General features: G+C 53.1%; 14 protein-coding genes. 13 read left to right on the top strand and 1 reads right to left on the bottom strand.

What is annotated here, in order from left to right:
- Both PG5_RS33030 and traN read left to right on the top strand, forming a co-directional pair.
- Complete coding sequence (locus PG5_RS33030) at positions 1 to 1,047, top strand: TraU family protein (RefSeq protein ID WP_020795096.1); 1,047 nt, start codon at positions 1 to 3, stop codon at positions 1,045 to 1,047.
- 8 nt (positions 1,048 to 1,055) lie between these two features.
- Positions 1,056 to 4,400, top strand: coding sequence for a conjugal transfer protein TraN (gene traN, locus PG5_RS32855; RefSeq protein ID WP_020795095.1), 3,345 nt, complete (start codon positions 1,056 to 1,058; stop codon positions 4,398 to 4,400).
- 48 nt (positions 4,401 to 4,448) lie between these two features.
- Here the strand turns inward: traN and PG5_RS00280 are convergent, their stop codons facing one another.
- Positions 4,449 to 5,102 carry a hypothetical protein gene (locus PG5_RS00280; RefSeq protein ID WP_020795094.1) on the bottom strand — a complete coding sequence of 218 codons (654 nt, stop codon included), beginning with the start codon at positions 5,100 to 5,102 and terminating at the stop codon, positions 4,449 to 4,451.
- Positions 5,103 to 5,419: 317 nt separating this feature from the next.
- On the opposite strand from PG5_RS00280, the gene PG5_RS34690 reads away from it, so the two are divergent.
- The 11 genes from PG5_RS34690 to PG5_RS00230 all read left to right on the top strand — a co-directional run bounded on the left by PG5_RS34690 (position 5,420) and on the right by PG5_RS00230 (position 14,537).
- Positions 5,420 to 5,551 (top strand): hypothetical protein, encoded by a 132-nt coding sequence (locus PG5_RS34690; RefSeq protein WP_256227746.1) that lies wholly within the window; start codon positions 5,420 to 5,422, stop codon positions 5,549 to 5,551.
- Positions 5,548 to 5,853 carry a hypothetical protein gene (locus tag PG5_RS00275; RefSeq protein WP_020795093.1) on the top strand — a complete coding sequence of 102 codons (306 nt, stop codon included), beginning with the start codon at positions 5,548 to 5,550 and terminating at the stop codon, positions 5,851 to 5,853. The genes PG5_RS34690 and PG5_RS00275 overlap by 4 nt, the downstream gene beginning before the upstream one ends.
- Before the next feature lie 115 nt (positions 5,854 to 5,968).
- Positions 5,969 to 6,160, top strand: a complete 192-nt coding sequence (locus PG5_RS00270) for a hypothetical protein (protein WP_020795092.1) — start codon at positions 5,969 to 5,971, stop codon at positions 6,158 to 6,160.
- Positions 6,161 to 6,409: 249 nt separating this feature from the next.
- Complete coding sequence (locus PG5_RS00265; RefSeq protein WP_020795091.1) at positions 6,410 to 7,576, top strand: RecT family recombinase; 1,167 nt, start codon at positions 6,410 to 6,412, stop codon at positions 7,574 to 7,576.
- A 69-nt stretch (positions 7,577 to 7,645) separates the two neighbouring features.
- Positions 7,646 to 8,662 (top strand): lambda-exonuclease family protein, encoded by a 1,017-nt coding sequence (locus PG5_RS00260; protein ID WP_020795090.1) that lies wholly within the window; start codon positions 7,646 to 7,648, stop codon positions 8,660 to 8,662.
- Between the two features lie 203 nt (positions 8,663 to 8,865).
- Positions 8,866 to 9,897 (top strand): AAA family ATPase, encoded by a 1,032-nt coding sequence (locus PG5_RS00255; protein ID WP_020795089.1) that lies wholly within the window; start codon positions 8,866 to 8,868, stop codon positions 9,895 to 9,897.
- 3 nt (positions 9,898 to 9,900) lie between these two features.
- On the top strand, positions 9,901 to 10,344 hold the full coding sequence (locus PG5_RS00250) for a hypothetical protein (RefSeq protein WP_020795088.1): 444 nt from the start codon (positions 9,901 to 9,903) through the stop codon (positions 10,342 to 10,344).
- Positions 10,345 to 10,402: 58 nt separating this feature from the next.
- Positions 10,403 to 10,732, top strand: coding sequence for a hypothetical protein (locus PG5_RS00245; RefSeq protein WP_042955044.1), 330 nt, complete (start codon positions 10,403 to 10,405; stop codon positions 10,730 to 10,732).
- Positions 10,733 to 10,934: 202 nt separating this feature from the next.
- Positions 10,935 to 12,176 carry a DUF3150 domain-containing protein gene (locus tag PG5_RS00240; protein ID WP_042955043.1) on the top strand — a complete coding sequence of 414 codons (1,242 nt, stop codon included), beginning with the start codon at positions 10,935 to 10,937 and terminating at the stop codon, positions 12,174 to 12,176.
- A 68-nt stretch (positions 12,177 to 12,244) separates the two neighbouring features.
- A complete protein-coding gene (locus PG5_RS00235) occupies positions 12,245 to 14,041 on the top strand; it encodes a VWA domain-containing protein (protein ID WP_020795085.1) in 1,797 nt (598 codons plus the stop codon).
- Between the two features lie 73 nt (positions 14,042 to 14,114).
- A complete protein-coding gene (locus PG5_RS00230) occupies positions 14,115 to 14,537 on the top strand; it encodes a hypothetical protein (protein WP_052024648.1) in 423 nt (140 codons plus the stop codon).
- Positions 14,538 to 14,637 lie beyond the last annotated feature (100 nt).

Below are 14,637 nucleotides of genomic sequence, written 5' to 3'. Positions count from 1 at the left end.
GTGATGAAAATAAAAGTTATTTTAGCACTGCTGCTTTCAACGGTATTTTATTCGGGGGCAGCTGTTTCTGATCAGACAGTTACCGACTCCCTGTCATGCCCCAATGCGCAACTATTCAGTGGCAAGCTGTTTACTGACGTCTGCTGGGCTTGCTTATTTCCCATACGTATTGCCGGCGTGAGTATCACACCAGGTGACGCGCCATCAGGTGCTTCTAATAAAAGCCTGTGTATGTGTGAGGACAAGCTGGGGCTGTACATGCCCGGTATTGTTAACTCCATGTGGGAGCCGGCGCGATTGATTGAGGTCGTTCGAAAACCTGGTTGCTCACTGGCACTTGGCGGTGTGACGCTGCCGATAGGCGATAAGCGTCTATGGGGTACTTTATCGGATGCAACAGCGGGCAACGGAATTACAAAAGAACGCACATCATTCTACAACGTCCATTACTACGCGTTCCCATTGCTTTCAATCCTAGAAATGTATATGCCAAAGCGCTGTTCTCCAGACGGCTATGCGGACTTTGATATTATTCAGTTATCAGAAATTGACCCAACATGGACAAATGACGAGCTGGCTTTTTTTGTGAACCCAGAAGCAGCGGCGGTTGCTAATCCTTTAGCCCAAGCCGCGTGCACAGTTGATGCGGCGTTAGGTGTAGCTGGGCAAGAGCCATTAACGTCTCTCTGGTGGTGCGCTGGTACCTGGGGAGAAATATATCCTATGGCTGGTACAGCGCTACCTAACGATTTTGGTCGAACAACATCATTACTCGCGGCTCGGACGATAGCAACTCAGCATCGACGTGGGCTTGCGCATTTAACTATTGGAGATTCAACGATTTGTAGGGGGTCGATATTCCCGACAATTCCAAAATCTCAATACAAGATGAGCATGTTTTTTCCAAGGGCTGAATCAAAACGTGCGCACTACATCGGCTCACACCCACTTACATGGCAAGGCGGGGAAGGACGTGTTATTCCACAAGTTGGTGAGGACGCACTTTATATGATGTTTCGCTGGAATGACTGCTGCAATACTTTGTGAGGATGTGTATGACGACTGCCGGTAGAGTCACAGCAGCAGCGACCCTGTTGTTCTATACCTATTCCTGTTTTCTCCCTGCGTGGGCGGATAACATTGCTGCCTCTGCGTCCGCTGGTAATGCTGCGGCCCAAGAAGCCATGTCGGCGTGGTCGCCACCGTCGGTTTCTGGTAGCTCAATCAGCTATGGGGCGGGTGGAGAAAAGCAGAGTATCAATATTTCGGAGTTGTTCCCGGGAGCTGGGCAAAGCGACGGAGCTTCTGACCTTTCCAATTTGTATGGGGATGATCACGGTACCTTGAGTGCTGGTGCGAGTGCGAATACAGCACTCAATAGTGAAAACTCTATGAATGGTGAAGCCTACCGTTTGTTGAAGAATACTGCAGGTCAAACTCGGCCTGACCTAAATAATGATCCCTTGTGGACCAATAGCGACAAGGTTATCGATAATCAGGAAGTCTTCAATAAAGAATTTTCTGACTGCAAGCAAATAACCGACACTAAACAGACCACAACTACAAAGCATGTTTCTGAGATGAAAACCTGCGAACGGGTTGCCGACAAGTCTGGCTCTTTTACGCTGAAACATGATTATCTCGCTGGCGTGATCAAATACACCTCAGGGCCTACCAATATTCAGACCTGCGGTGAAGGCTGCGTAGATATTTGGCTCGGCCAAGTTGGCGACGACTATTGGAGTGGTTCCTGCACAGTCTACGAAAATGAAATGCAGTTTGAGGTGCTTAAACCAGAAGCCATTACCGATGCTTTGTTGACCTATGCAAAATGGGACGACTATATGCAGGTTTTGGTTGCGGGAACAAAGATCTGGTCCGGCCCCAATGAAAACTTTCCACCTGAAACAGCGGGCAAGTGTGAGCTTGGTACCTCCTGGTCAGCGACGCCAAACGTAGATCTGACATCACTCTTAAAAACGAAAGGTGTGGTGCCGTTTAAAATTCGTGCATCTGTTACTGGCGAGGGCGAGGCCTACGCGAAATTGCGGGTTCACTTTGATCCAACCAAAGTAGTCAGCGACGAGAAATGGTACCCCCAAGAGGCATTGGACGCGCTTACATCCGTCAATGATGGCGCCTGTGCGGGCAATTATGTGTGCACCAAGATGCCGGCTGTATCGGAAGACGGGTGCGCGTTGATCAATGGCGTTAAGGTTTGCGAGAGCAACTTTTCTGCCTCCCCAGTACCTGGTATTTCTCCTCTGTGCGAAGAAGTGGCGGTCAGCACCCAATGCGATTTCTATAAAGGTCCAATGGACTGCTATACCGATGCACAAGGCCAACAACAATGTCCTGTCAATACAGACAAAATATGCTCGGTCACCCACAACCTTAACGTCATCGAGGTGCCTTTCGCGGCCAAGGTAGCCGTCGAAGACAAGGCCGGCGCCAATGAAACTAACCGGGTAAAGGTCGATTTTGTAGCCAGCACCTTCACCAACACATCGAGCTCTTCGCGGTCCGATAGCTCTCTGGATAAGGTGAATTACGACCAAATTTGCAAGGTTGGTCCGAATGGAAAACCGCTCCCGCAAAAAATTGCCGTGTCATCCATAGGGGTCTGGACGGGACATAAGTTCGCTCCAAATACTCTAACAGTGGACTCTGTAAACATCGTTCAAATGCCCAGCTGCCAGAACGGCTTGCAAATGATCGCTGATATCAAAGATACCGGTAGCGGTAACCCTGGCTGGTTTTACGCGCATGAATTCCGATTCAAAGTGGTCCGAGTCAATGCGGAAACGTATGGCCCCCAGTTTTGCATCGACTCTGCAAACAAAATTCAGAAGGGGCAGTGTTCGGCGGGCGGCACCGTGACCGTCACCAAAGGGGTGACATCAGGTTGTTTGCCGTTAAACGGTATTCAGGTGTGTCCAGGTGATGAGATGTATAACGCGATGCTGCCGGCGCCGGTTGCAGGCGTTGATAAGCTCGCGCTTTCGATGAAGGTAGAGGGCTGTGTGGAGGGTGGGCTAAATCTCAACTCATGCCAGAAATTTGAAAATGACAAATCGTGTGGATTTATCTCACAGAAATGTGTATCCGGTGCCACTGGTGCGTCTGGGCAGTGCTACGTGACAGAGGAGGTATGGGACTGTGGTTATGAGGTTGAAGTCCCGTCAACTGAAACGAGCAGCTCTTACCAATGTGATGGCCCTGTGCGATGCCTTGGCACTGAATGCTTCAACCCGGTAGATGAGAAGTCCACGGATTTTGCGTATGCCGCGGTGGCACTGCAGATCGCCCAATTTGCCGAGCATGATCTCGACTGTGGCAAAGATCCGACTGACACGAGTTCGGATCATACTTGCAAGGTCTGGAAAGGGGAGGCCATGGAATGCAAGAAGGCTGTGGGGGGGTGGGTCGATTGCTGTGAAGCTCCTGACGGCGTCTCCCTCATGGACTACGTCACCTTGGTGTACACGTCCATCCAACTGAGTGAGAAGGTCGGTATTATCGACGCGGCCCCTACATTGGAGAGTGCGTGGGCGTTCAGCAAAACCTTGCTCTCGAGTGGTTGGGATGCAGCGTGGAGTGCTGCAGGTGCTACTAACGCTGCGGTGACTGAAGTTGCGCAGCTTGGTGTCATCAGTGCGTTTAAGCAGCAAATGATGAACTACGTCGCTAACTGGACCGCACAGACATTTGGGGCGGGTGCAGCGAATATGATTTTTGCCAGTGGCTTCGCCGCCAACGGCGCAAGCGACGTTGCGTACGCCTCGACCGATGCTGCAACTGGTACGGTTACGCCGGCGGCGAATGCGACCTGGGCCTCTGGTCTGGCATCCGTCGTATCCGTGGTGATGATTGCCTATATGGTCTACCAGATCGCTAACATTCTCGTAAACATCATCTGGGAGTGTGAGCAGAAGGAATTTGAGCTTGGAGCGAAAAAGGAAACCAAGGTTTGCCATCATGTTGGTAGTTATTGCGCCTCTAAGTCCGTACTTGGCTGTATTGAAAAGCGCGAGGCGTATTGCTGCTTTAACTCGCCGTTGGGACGGATCATCCAGGAGCAGGCCCGGCCGCAACTTGGCATGAGCTGGGGGGAGCCAGAAAATCCGTCATGTGAAGGTTTGGCTGTCGAGGATCTCAGCCGCCTGGACTGGAGCAAGATCGACATCTCGGAGTGGATTAGTTTGCTCCAGGTAACAAACCTCTACCCGACCATCAGCAAGTCCACATTGGATAACCTGACCGGCAGCGGTACAGCACTCAACATCACTGGCGAGCGGGATGACACTCTGACACGGAACGAGAACCGGCTGCAGGACAAGGATTTCTCAGGGACCCGCAAGGAAGCCGAGGATAAGGTTCGGGGTACCTTCAACCACTAAGCAAAGAAAAAGGGCGCCGGTTGGCGCCCTTTGTTCATCAACGCGTTCTTAAGCGGCTTGCTCTTCCTCTTCCTCGATGGCCGCTTTCGTCTTTTGGTCGACATCGGTTTCTTCCGCAGCTTCGCCCAAGGACTGTGCGATTGACTCAGCATAGGGCTCTTTTTTGCCCTTGTTCCGTGCTTCGCTGGCCATGTTCTGCAGCTTACGAATCACTTTCATGACCTGGCGCATGCGCTCGTTGGCCACCAGGCTGTTCTTGTCCGACGGCAGCAGGCAGAGCAGCCATGCGGTTTGTGCCTGAATCAGCATTTGGTCGAAGGCCTGAATGATCTGCGCAAAGCGCATGATCGCCGGCGTGGAAACAGTGAAGGTGTAGGCCTGCGCGTTGTCGTAGCGAGCGGTAATTCCTTCTTGGCCGGCTACCTTGATCATGTGCGAGTAACGGTCGCGTTCTTTGGTGATCTCGGTTTCCAGGTTAATCAACATCGTTTCCACAGCCTTGACCACCTCGTTGTGGTCAAACGCCTTGTTCGACTGGGCCATTGCGCGAGCCACCACGTCAACGGTGAAGAGCGCGCGTGCCGCACCTTCGAAACAGCGGCGGTGTACGCGTTGAGCTTGCTCGGTATGGAGGGTGTAGGTGGACTCAAGGGTTGCGCTGGAGTACCTGCCTTGCGGCTTGAAATCGTGTCCGTTGGCCATTGTATGGCTCCTTTGGGTTGGGGAGCCTTAACGATATTCTTATGGTCCTTTTGGGAAGGTTGAATCTGACCCGATGTTAGGGTCAGAAGCTACCGTAGCAGCTTTACACCTTCCAGAAGGGCAGTTATGCTCAAACCTAATCTTCACCCAAGCATGTTGCTTGAGTGTTGTCCCAACAGGTTTTACCTGTTGGGGGCGTGTGAAGCTGGGCACCAAACCTAGCACTCAATCGATCACGATTCGCGGTCGTGATTTTACCCAGAGGGGCTTTCTGTCCCTTTGGGGTGGAGGCTCCTCTTTTTTTGCTGGAGGCCTCTATGAAATTTGCAATCCTCTCTACTGTCCTGTCCGCTTTCGCGCGGCTTGCGATGGTTCTGTCTGCTGACACTGCACATGCTTACAACTCTTACGCCGGCTATGTTATGGCTGACGTGGAGGTGGGCAAATGAACAACCTTCCTATCGTGTTGCTCATTTGCGCTGTGGTTGTCGGGTACCTCTACCTCACTCGTTCCAAAAAGGTTGTTCCTCGCCAGGATCCGAAACTTGGTAATGAGAAGGTTGATGATCTGCATGTGTCGCCTACCCAGGCCGCTCATGCGAAAGCAGCAAATGCTTCGCTCGGTCTTAGCGCTAATGATTGCCTCGCTCTGCGTGGCGCCACCCGCACTAACCAGCTTCCGAAATTGATCGATTACTCGACCTATGACGAGCCGACCTTCCAGCGTCGCAAAATCCAGCTCAGCTTCTGAGCTGATGGACTGCTCACTCTCTGAGTGAGTAGTGCTGCAAGGGCCCCCTTCCCAGGTGGTCCTCCAAAGTTCTCACCTCGAGTGCTTTGGTGGACCACCTGGCGAGGAGCCCTCCATGCAACATCCAGTTCAAGCGTTCTATCTAATGGAACTACAAGAGTTGCTCCTTGGCGGTGCCACGGTACGTGTGCCGGACAACATCGCGAGTACGGTAACTCCTGAGGTGATGGACATTCGCTATGTAAAGCGATGGGCCGTTTACAACCACATTCTTCCCGAGACCGCGGAAATCGGGATCACGATGTAAATCCCTTCGATAGCGGGGGGGAGTTCGCTCCCCCTTGAAGCTTCTTTTCTGTGGCCTTATCTCGAGCCCATCGAAAAGATTCTTCTGGACCTGCTACCTGGATTCCTGTTGGTCACTGTTGATCATCGGATGCAGAAGCTGGACTGCCTTTCCCAGCATTACCATTTGATCCAACTCTAGCAATTAATCCCGCGCGGGGCGCAAATCCCGTTTGGGGTTTGCCTTCGCCTCTTAACCTGGAGGTTACACATGGCTGGCAAACAAATTTCTCAACAGCGACCTTCCGTGAAGCCTGAACAGATCAATGATCTGGTCAGAAGCACGGAGCAGGACTTCTCGAACATTGTTAGTGCGATGAATAGTCGTATGAACTTTGCCCAGGAAGCGCTTTACGCCTACCAAGCAATGCTCGGTAATTCCTACTTGGCATCGGTAGCGATGAACAACAAGGCAAGCTTTGCTTTGGCGATGCAGCAAATTGCTTCGTCGGGGCTTACGCTGAATCCGGCAATGGGGTTGGCCTTCCTAGTACCCCGCGAGGGGAAGGTGATCGCTGATATCTCCTACCGTGGATTGATGAAGATCGCAACGGATAGCCGTGCTGTCGATCTCGTGGTGGCCTGCTCGGTTTACAGTCGTGACACCTTTAGCTACAACGGTGCCAATGACGAGCCAATCCACGTCTACGATCCATTCCTGGCGAAGCATGATCGGGGGGAGTTCCGCGGCGTATACGTCAAAGCGTATCTGTCCATCGGTAAGCTTCTCGTTCACCCAGTCAGTGCAGAAGACGTCTATGCCGCCCGGCAGTTGTCTTCTGCATGGGCGAATACGGACCCTTCAAAGAAGAAGGGGCCTTGGGATACTCATTTCGACTCAATGGCTATCAAGACGGCTATCAAAATTGCCCGGAAGTATTGGCCAATGACCAGTCCCGCCCTCGATAACGTCATTTCCTACCTCAATGAGGAAGGTGGTGAGGGCTTCGTAGGGGGTGCAGTCACGCTCGAAACTGCGTCGCGGGAGATGCACGGTCCTTCGTCGGCAACTCAGACCAATGTCGTTAACCTGCACGAGGGGGTTGTTTACGACGTTGATCCCACACCTGTTGTGCAGCCTCAGGCTGATGCCTCACCAGTTGGTGATTCGCACTACGCCCAGATGGATCAGTCTCGTTCCCAGGGTCCGATTCGTACTGAGGGGGAGGCTGGCGCCGGATCATCGCCACGTGATGTTAACGAGACGCTTATCCGTCGTATCGATCAAGTGCATGACCGCTCGATGCGTACCGGTGCCTGGCAGAGCGCTTTCGACTGGGCTACCGCCCAACTGAAAGGCGATTTGCTTGAGCGAGCGAACCAGAAGTTCCGTAAGGGACAGGCTGAATACCTCGCGAAGCAGAAGGTACCTGCGTGATGTCAGTACTCAACCCTAAAGGGGGCCTTGCCCCCTTGGGGGCTGGGTTCCTCCACCCATGGAGGCACAATGAACGTTATTAATTTGCGTCAAAGGAGCCCGCAGTGGCACACCTGGCGAAACGAAGGGATTTCTGCGACCTCTACCGCGGTGATCTTGGGACATCATCCTGAGAAAACACGGTGGCGGTTGTGGGCTGAAATGACCGGGAGGGTTGCCTCCATCGACATTTCGATGATCCCCCAAGTTCGCTTGGCAATCATGCTGGAGCCTCATGCGATCGCTTGGTACCAGGATCGGTTTGACACGGTCTTGCTTCCGCTCTGCGGTCAGTCGATAACACACCCTGTGCTCAGGGCGAGTTTTGACGGCGTGGATCCGGATAATCGCCCAGTCGAAGTGAAGGTCCTTTCGGACACAAACTTCGATGAGGTGAAAAATCTGGGAGAGCTCTCCTCGCACTACAAACTCTACTGGTGGCAAGTTCAGCACCAGATGGCTGTGTCAGGGGCAGAGAAGGGCTTTCTTCTTTTCTACCACACCCGGCATGTCCCGATTGTCTTCGAGATTCTTCGAAGCGATCTGGCTGTAAAATTGATAACCAAAGCGGCGCTTGAATTCTGGGCGCTGGTCGTCACCGATACAGAGCCGGAAAAAGACCCTCTTCGCGACTACTTCATCCCTGAGGGTGAGAAGCTGGCGGAATGGGTAAAGCATGCGGCCGAGGCCAGAACCATTGATCGTCGTATCAGTGAACTCGAGGCAGAGCTGAAGCTGATGAAGTCGCAGAAGGAAGAGGTTCAGAAAGGATTGGTTTCCCTTATGGGGCACCATATGCTGGCTGAAGCCGAGGGTGTTCGGATATGCCGTTACCAACAGGCCGGCAATGTGCGTTGGAAGGAGTTGTTTGCCAGCCTTCACCCGGACTATCCCGAGGATAAATTGCAGTCGTATCGCGCGCCGGTGACGGAGCGATCCCGATTGACGATAGATCCTGATACCCCGCTTTCTGACGCGGCGCTGGCGCATCTTTTCGAGGCAGAGACTGTTGACCTGGAGGGTGGTGTTCAGGCATTTTGCTATTAGGAATTGGGGGCCTTTCGGCCCTCATTTTCTCCCTCAAGAAACCTGCGGTAAGCACGTCCTTACCAGAGTTTTCTGAATTTGTTCCTTCGCCATGTGGCATGGGAGCGATAACGCAGCTGTTCGTTCTAACAGCAAATCTCAAACCCCCTGGGGCATCCATTCCCCAGTAGGGGAGTGGTGTCTCTCTTTTCTGGAGTTGCACCATGAAATTTCAAGACATCATCCCAATGAGCTCGTTCGGCGTTGTCGGCAATCAAGGGCAAGTTATGGCCCCTGGCTTCCCAGCTGATCATGAACTGATGGAGCTCGTTCCATCGATCAACCCTCACTACTTCTTCCGCACCATCCTGCGGTTGCCAGTAATGAACTTTCTCTACTCACATGGTGGCGACTTTCTGTCCCTTGTGGGGCCGACTGGCGCCGGTAAGACGTCTATCCTTGAGCAAATTGCGGCGCGTCTTCGTTGGCCCTTCCGCAAGGTAAACGCTCACTCAAGGATGGAAATGCCTGAGCTGGTTGGTTCGACCTCTCTCGAGTGTGATCAAGCAACTGGTGATCAACGAACCTCTTTCCGCTACGGCCCATTGGCTCTAGCAATGAAGGAGGGGGCGATTTTTGTTTTGGACGAGGCGGATGTACTTGATCCATCGGTGTTTGCTGGTCTCAATGCGGTGCTGGAAGGTGGCGCGTTGGTACTCGCAGAAAACGGTGGTGAGATCATTTACCCACATCCGAACTTCCGTCTGGTCATCACGAGCAACACTCGTGGTCAGGGAGATGACACTGGTCTTCATGGCGGCACCATGGCGCAGAACCTTGCGACCTGGGACCGTTGCCGGATGATCGAAGTACCTTACATGACCAAACCAGAGGAGCTTCAGATCCTCACATCGACAATGCCGAAAGTCGACGTCGCAATTCTCGACAAGATGATCGATATCGCCAACGATGTGCGTAAGCAATTCGTTGGCAATCCTGAGATGGAGTTGAAGCCAGGCCAGCCTGGTCTGACGATCACGTTCTCGACGCGCTCGCTGCTGCGTTGGGCTCGTATCGGTTCAACCTACAGTAGTAACCCATCAGCCAAAGCAATCTTCCCGTCAACAATGGGTCAGGCTCTTCGTGAGGCGCTTACCAACCGTGCTGATAAAGCGATGCGTGTGGTTGTTCACACCATCGCCAAGGACGGTTTCGGTGCCGCTTGGGGTGCAGACCCAGTTCTGCAGACGGTGTAAAACATGAGCATTTTTTTCTCGTGTGCAGTTGAGTCAGCACAACGGGAGCCTATCCGGCTGGCACTACAGGATCTTGATTCTGTAGCTGCCAGCCTGGGGCTGTCATCGTCGCTGAAATCTCTCGGTGAGTTGCTTGAAGGTTCTCTCGCTTCTGGCGAGCTGAAACCTGGTGAGGACCTCGAAAAGATACTTTTGCTGTCGGCAGTCGCTGTCAATCTGGGACCGCAAAACACTGGTGGTCAGCTACTCAGTTTGGCCACAGACGGCGGTGAATCCATTGCGTTGACTAACGCTAAAGAATGCGATGCATTTCTGACGCGGTTGTTGAACGTTGATCAATACAATCAAGGTATTCAAATTTTGATTGCCCTGGGTGTACTGCCAAAACCCTTGGACCTTTCTTCCTTCGCCAATGCTTTCGAAGGCGAGTCTGTGTTCTGTCTTTAACCCTTGCGGGGCTCGTCCCGTAAGGGGGGAGCTCCGAGAGTAATTCGGAGTGTGAGCCATGAATTTGACACCAGCGATCTGTAAGGCCGTTGAGTTGTGCACCAGCCACTTGCGCAAGGAGGATGTACAGCTTCTTGAAGCAATCGCGGCTGAACATCGAGGGCGCTTCAGTGAGTCCGCTGAATTCCTCCCAGTCGTCTTCGATACCCGTCATGGGTTTTTGATTGCGATCGGTGAGCTCACGGTCAACGCTATTGTTGCTCGAGGTGCATCATCCGAGTTCAAGTCTTTGCTTGAATGGTGCCTTGCACCTTCACAGGGAATCCTCTATCTGGCTTTCGACGCTGATGCTGAGCAGATTGATGATTTACCAATGTTTGATTGGTAAGAAAGCGGGGGCCTCTGGCTCCCGCCTTCGAGCCTGCTTTGCTATAGTCCGGCTATAGCAAATCAGGTTCTCAGCGTTGCTCATGCGAGCAACCTGCGTTAGTGACAGCTACTCACTCAAATCCGCAGCATTCTTACTTAAACCCATTGGGGGCGACCTTCCCCATATGGGGCAGACCGTCTCCACTTCCCGGAGGTGCGTCATGCAAAATTCTAATCTCGTTCAAGAAACTCAAATTCTCAGCAAGCTTTTGCTGGTGGATTTGAACGTCAGTATCTGGTCCGGCCGCAAGAAATTGCGCGCTGAGGACCTGGGTGTAGATCTCAATCTGCCCCCATCGGAACTGGCCTCATTGGGTAGCAAGCGAATCACCGATCCTGATGAGATCAAGGAATTCGATCGGCTGAAGCGGCGGGCAATTCGCCTGCTTGAAACTAACGGTGTTCGCTTCATGGGAGGCTACGGTCTTCCAAACGATGTTGCGCCGGCGGTTGCAGCTGAACTGCAGGATATCCAGCGATTGTTCTCCCAGCAGATTCAGATTTTCATCGGTAAGTACGATCAAATCTGTATTGACTGGATGAACAAATGGAACGGTAAACCTCAATGGCGTAAAGCTATTGAGAACGCCATCACTCCTAAGGCTGTCGTTCAACAACGGCTGGGCTTTCGCTTCACTCTTTGCCGCGTGGTTCCTGATGCATCGGATGCCTCGCTCTCTAAGGGCTTGGAGCAAGAGGTTCAGGGGTTGTCGGGTCAGCTGTTTCGGGAAATTGCCGATGCAGCTGAGGATCTTCTGGACAACAGCTTCGTTGGAAAGGGCTCCGTCAGCCGTAAGGCTGTCAGTGCCATGCTCAAGATGCACAAGAAGCTCAGCTCGCTGGCTTTCTTGAATCCGAAGGTGCAGGACGTAGCTGATTACATGATGGCCGTGATCGGTAAGCTGCCGAAAACTGGTCCCTACGAGGGTTCGCAATTTCAGGATCTGTTAGGCCTGATCATGAACCTCTCTGACGAGACCAAAATTCTCAAGATGGCTGAAGTTTTCTCGAAGAACTCCACCGATGTCCAGTCGACCCTTCAAGTGCAGGCACCGCTCGTTATTGATTCCCCTATTGCCGTCCCGGTCGTAGTCGAGTCGACGGAACCACACCTGATTGACGATGAGGAGACAGCGTTTGACCTGGCGGGTGAAAACCTCCTGGTAAGCGATGTTCCGATGGATGTTAGCCACACTGCACCAATCGTTACGCTCGATGAGTTGATGACTGATACCACCCTTGAGGGTGATATGAGCATTGGCGAGTTGTCGGCACTGGCTGAGCAAATCCAATCCAGCGCTGTTCAATCGGTACCCGTTGTCGAAGCGTGCGCTTTGCCCGCGGCCCACATTGTGGCGCCAGTGGTCGAGTTGCAAAGTGGTGCTATCGAGTTCTGCATGTAATTCCAACCCCTCGGGGGCACACCTGCCCCTTTGGGGTCGGTGTGTCTCCACTACCTGGAGGCAACACCATGAATAATTCACTTCAAACAGCACTCCCGATTATCGCTCGCTACTACTGCGATGATCTGGGAGTGACGGTTGTCTGGGGCGGAAGCCAAGCCTGTACCAGGAACAACGTCATCTACCTCCCCATGATTGAGGCGTCGCCTACCATGTTGAATGTAGCCCTGGGCTACACGGCGCATGAGTCGGCACACATCAAATACACGGATTCGACGGTGTACGACCAAGCCGGACTCGAACCACCGTTCATTGGGAAGTTTTTAAACCTTCTCGAGGATATTCGAATCGAGAAACGCATGATGACTGACCACTTCTCCACCATTCACCCCTTAGCCGTGACGGCTCAAGAGGTGCTTGGGGGCGAAAGTGATCTGTCAGGCATGACTGAGGCAGTACTGCTTCACGACGGTTGCTTGCTCGTTGGGCGCGCAAAATTGCTCAACCAACCGCTCCAGCGTGAAGCGGATAACCTTATCTTCAAGATGAGGGAGGTTTTCGGTCCTGGCCGTAGTACCAAGATTTTTGGATTGCTCAACCAGGTCACTGACCTTCCGGACACTGAAGCTGTTTATCAACTGACCCATCGCATCTTGGATGTACTTGATGAGGAGGAGCCGGAAGACGACCAGAGTCAGCAACCGAATCAACCATCGCCGAATTCTGGTCAGGGGTCGAACCCACCGGATCAAAGCGGACCACCCCAGAGCCAACCCGGTAATGGAGGTGATGATGGATCGGCTAACGATCAATCTGGCAATACAGATGATCCGGATGCGAAAGCTGATGGTTCATCCGCAGTTGCTGGTGATCCTGGCGGCGATGCTGCTGGACCGGATGCCGCTCCAACTCCCGGCGCTGCTACCGGTCAAGGAGCTGCTGGAAAGCTGAAGCAGAAGATACTTTCTGCAACAGATGCTGACCTCGACGATGCTAAGTCTGATATCGGCGGGGAAGCTGCAAAACTGATCGCCCAAGCAGTAGACCACTCCAGTCCTACACCTGCCTCGGTAGTGAAGGATGCGGTGGGATCAAGCTTGCAGGGGGGAATCGTTGTTCAGAATGGTCAGCTTGCCTCTATGGGGCTGCGCCAGGTCCTCAATGGACTGATTCAGGGTTCTCGCGACGCACGCGTAAGTTTGCGTCGCACGGGTAGCAAAATTGATTCCGCGCGCTTAGCGCGGGTTCGGGTTGGGGAAAACCGGATATTCCGGCAACAAGAACCCGTGCAGCGCACGAATGCGGCAATCGAAATTCTGCTCGATGGATCTGGGTCGATGGATTCTCACGACAAGGGCAAAACAAAAGCACCGCTTCAGATTGCCGAGGAAGCCACCGTTGCAATCCTCACTGCGTTGGAGGGGATTGCTGGCGTGACGACCGGCGCGATGGTTTTTCCACGCAATGGTGCGCACGGGACAGCGGTTGGCGTCTTGAAGCGACATGATCAGCGGCTTGTTGCCGCTATTCAAGAAGGGCGTTTTGGCTTGAAAGCAACCGGCGGTACGCCTTTGGCAAATGCCATATGGCCTGCTGCAGGAGATCTGCTGAGGGCTAAAGGCGAGCGGAAGGTGATGTTCGTTATTACCGATGGCGACCCCGACAACGCTGATCAGGCTAAGGCCATGGTCGGTCGCTGCAGGGATTCAGGAATCGATGTGTTCGCGGTCGCTTTTGGGACTGCAAACACAGTGAAACTCCAGGACGTCTTTGGTAAAGACAAGTGGCAATTTCTGAGTGATCTCGGCGAATTGCGCGCTGCGTTAAATGGCCTGGTTCAACAGGTTCTGACACAAGCCGCGTAAAGCGGATTCAACCCAAAGGGGGTATTTCACCCCCTTTGGGGTGGCGTACCTCCTCCTAACCGGAGGTATACCAATGCAGTTAGCCATGTTGTTCGGAGAGCAGTCTCAGTCCGAACTCCCCGACAGCCTCGTGAAGAAAGTTCGTCGCGCGCGTCGCCACCAAGGGACCAGTGCGGTAGACGTTCAGCAGTTCTCTATCTTCGACCTTCTGGCGCTGCCAGAGGAGGAGTTGGGGCCTGTTGAATGGACGGATGACGATATCGACGTACTCAGGGAGAAACTGCTGTTTGAGGCGTGCAGTATCTTTTTGGACAAGCGCGCAGCAGTCGGCACTCGAAAAGACCGTTGGGCATGGATCATGAGCGATGTGCTTTCACCATTCTCGTTCAAAGTCTGCATCAGTGCTGCTGGTGTCGACTGCGACAAGTTCCGTGAAAGTCTGGTTGATCTTTGCCGCCGGGAAGGGGTGATTGATCAACTGCAAATCGCTGCATAACGAGCTCCTCCTCCAGAGATGGGGGAGGGCATTTGGTAACCGATACTCAGGCCATTTGGCTGGTGGTACCTGGTGACCAACGACAACTAAAACCGCTGGG

Origin of the sequence: Pseudomonas sp. G5(2012), from assembly GCF_000408945.1 — a bacterium.
GTDB classification, from domain to species: Bacteria; Pseudomonadota; Gammaproteobacteria; order Pseudomonadales; family Pseudomonadaceae; genus Aquipseudomonas; species Aquipseudomonas umsongensis.
This window is presented reverse-complemented; position numbering and strand designations above follow the sequence as displayed.

Coding starts and splice junctions, on each gene's coding strand:
- traN (WP_020795095.1), top strand. CDS start 1,056: ATGACGACTGCCGGTAGAGTCACAGCAGCAGCGACCCTGTTGTTCTAT.
- PG5_RS00280 (WP_020795094.1), bottom strand. CDS start 5,102: ATGGCCAACGGACACGATTTCAAGCCGCAAGGCAGGTACTCCAGCGCA.
- PG5_RS34690 (WP_256227746.1), top strand. CDS start 5,420: ATGAAATTTGCAATCCTCTCTACTGTCCTGTCCGCTTTCGCGCGGCTT.
- PG5_RS00275 (WP_020795093.1), top strand. CDS start 5,548: ATGAACAACCTTCCTATCGTGTTGCTCATTTGCGCTGTGGTTGTCGGG.
- PG5_RS00270 (WP_020795092.1), top strand. CDS start 5,969: ATGCAACATCCAGTTCAAGCGTTCTATCTAATGGAACTACAAGAGTTG.
- PG5_RS00265 (WP_020795091.1), top strand. CDS start 6,410: ATGGCTGGCAAACAAATTTCTCAACAGCGACCTTCCGTGAAGCCTGAA.
- PG5_RS00260 (WP_020795090.1), top strand. CDS start 7,646: ATGAACGTTATTAATTTGCGTCAAAGGAGCCCGCAGTGGCACACCTGG.
- PG5_RS00255 (WP_020795089.1), top strand. CDS start 8,866: ATGAAATTTCAAGACATCATCCCAATGAGCTCGTTCGGCGTTGTCGGC.
- PG5_RS00250 (WP_020795088.1), top strand. CDS start 9,901: ATGAGCATTTTTTTCTCGTGTGCAGTTGAGTCAGCACAACGGGAGCCT.
- PG5_RS00245 (WP_042955044.1), top strand. CDS start 10,403: ATGAATTTGACACCAGCGATCTGTAAGGCCGTTGAGTTGTGCACCAGC.
- PG5_RS00240 (WP_042955043.1), top strand. CDS start 10,935: ATGCAAAATTCTAATCTCGTTCAAGAAACTCAAATTCTCAGCAAGCTT.
- PG5_RS00235 (WP_020795085.1), top strand. CDS start 12,245: ATGAATAATTCACTTCAAACAGCACTCCCGATTATCGCTCGCTACTAC.
- PG5_RS00230 (WP_052024648.1), top strand. CDS start 14,115: ATGCAGTTAGCCATGTTGTTCGGAGAGCAGTCTCAGTCCGAACTCCCC.